The organism is Xanthobacter autotrophicus (assembly GCF_029991245.1).
Classification (GTDB): Bacteria; Pseudomonadota; Alphaproteobacteria; order Rhizobiales; family Xanthobacteraceae; genus Xanthobacter; species Xanthobacter autotrophicus_C.
In genome coordinates this window covers 1-2,255 of the sequence record NZ_JAIVFO010000268.1, presented here as the reverse complement: position 1 = coordinate 2,255, position 2,255 = coordinate 1, and the positions used below count along the sequence as shown (strand labels likewise).

The following is a 2,255-nucleotide window of genomic DNA, read 5'->3' as shown; positions in this document are numbered from 1 at the left end:
CCGAGATACCTCTCCCTCCCCAGCCCACCTCACATCCCGCCCCCGGATTTGCCGGCTCCGAGCCGCTGGGTTATGGAAAGCTGGCGGAGAGGACGTGAAAGCGTCACGGATCAGGGCGGAATCGGATGAGTTTGGCTTATCGGGCCGACGTGGACGGCTTGCGTGCGGTTGCGGTCGGAAGTGTCGTTCTGTACCACAGCCATATCCCGCCCTTTACCGGCGGCTATATCGGAGTTGACGTCTTCTTCGTCGTATCTGGCTTTTTGATTACTTCGATTATTTATCGGGAAATCAAGTCCGGCACGTTTTCATTGCTGGATTTCTATGATCGCCGCATCCGGCGCATCTTTCCCGCCCTGTTCCTGGTGCTGGCGGTGACGACGCTGCTCGCCGCACACATCCTTCTGCCGCGGCAGATGGTGCTGTACGCCAAGTCGCTGCCGCCCTCGGCGCTGTTCTACGCCAACATCTATTTCGAGCAGGCGCTCAATTATTTCGGGCCGAAGGCCAATGATACGCCGCTGCTGCACCTGTGGTCGCTGGCGGTGGAGGAGCAGTTCTACATCGTCTTTCCGCTGCTGCTGTTCGCCCTGCTGCGGTTCGGCGGGCGGACGCTGGCGGTGGCCGCCATCGCGGTCATCTCGGTGGCCTCGCTGGTCTATGCGCAGATCGCGTTGGGCGATGCCCCCTCCATGGCGTTCTACATGCCCATGAGCCGGGCCTGGGAGCTGATGGCGGGGTCGATGCTCGCCCTCGTGGCGTGGCCGCGCGTGGCGCCGAAAATCGCGGCCTGGGTGGCGCTGGCCGGCATGGCGGCGATCATCGTGCCGGTGTTCGCCTATAATTACCTCACCCCGTTTCCCGGCCTTGCCGCCGCGCCCGCCGTGCTCGGCGCGGTGGCGGTGATCTGGGCCGGGGCCTGCGCGCCGGAGGGCGTGGTCTCGCGCGTGCTGAGCCTGCCCGGCTTCGTCTACATGGGGCGCCTCTCCTATTCGCTTTATCTGTGGCACTGGCCGCTGCTGGTGCTCGGGCTGGTCTGGAAGGGACGCGCGCTCACCTATTTCGAATCGGGGGGCGTGGTCCTGTTCGCGGTGCTGCTGTCGGCGCTGTCGCTGAAATATGTGGAGACGCCCCTGCGCCGGCCGCAGGCGCTGGGCGGCAATCGCCTCGCGCGCTTCGGCGCCGGCGCGGCCGCGATCCTGGTGGCGGTGGGAGTTTCCGCCGGCATCGCGCAGGCGGGCCGGGGCTTCTGGCCCATCTCCCCGCGCGGCGCCGCGGCGGAGGCGGCGGCCGACGACCAGAGCCGGTCCCAGAAGAACTGCAACAACATGCCGGAAGGCTGGCGCCCGCGTGATCTGGCACCCATCGCCGACTGCGCGCGCGGCGCCAAGGCCGCGGAGGGCCGCTACGACGCGGTGGTGTGGGGCGATTCCCATTCCGGCGCCGCCTTCATCGGCTTTGCGGAGGAACTGGAACGCCTGGGCCTGACCACGCGCATGATGACCATGCCGGGTTGCCCGCCGCTGCTCAGCGCGGCGCGGTCCAGGGGCATCGGCCCGCCGGGGGCCTGCAATGCCTTCAACGAGACCGTGCTGGCGGAGATCCGGCAGGTGAAGCCCAAGCTGGTGATTCTGGTGGCCCGCTGGTCCCTGGTCACCCGCGGGCCGGCGCTGAATGCCGCCCTCATGCGGGGCCGCGGCGGCGAGCCGCCGGAGGTCGAGCAACTCTTCAAGTCGCTGCTTGAAGGGCTCGACACCACCATCGAGGCCGTGACCGCCCTGGGCGCGCGGGTGCTGCTGGTGGGGCAGGCGCCGGAATATCGCTATGCCCCCAACCACTGCTTCGCGTGGAAGGAATTCTACGGCGGCGATTCCAACGCCTGCCTCTCCCAGTCGCGGGCCGATGCCTTCTTCTACCTCGCCGACGGCAACGCCTTGCTGGCTCGGGCGGCGGCGCGGCACAAGGGCACCGACGTGTTCCTTTTGTCCGACGTGTTCTGCGACCAGGACCGCTGCCGGGCCAGCAAGGGGGAGGATTTCTTCTACGTGGACGGTGATCACCTGTCGGCCACGGGCGCGCGGGTGTTCAGCGTCGACGCCCGGCTGCGCGGCATCCTGACGGCGGCGCTGGCCGGTGCCGTCCGCCCGGGGGCCAGCGCGCAGTAGGCGCGGGCGGACGGACGGGCGGCTGCTGCGACGGGGCTGGCCCGGAAACCCTCTCCCGCTTGCGGGGGAGGGCGGGTCTCGTATACTTAT

1 protein-coding gene is annotated in these 2,255 nt (G+C 68.2%); it reads left to right on the top strand.

What is annotated here, in order from left to right; all coding sequences use genetic code 11:
- The first annotated feature begins 125 nt into the window (after positions 1–125).
- Positions 126–2,165, top strand: a complete 2,040-nt coding sequence (locus K9U41_RS22580; protein ID WP_282643083.1) for an acyltransferase family protein — start codon at positions 126–128, stop codon at positions 2,163–2,165.
- Positions 2,166–2,255 lie beyond the last annotated feature (90 nt).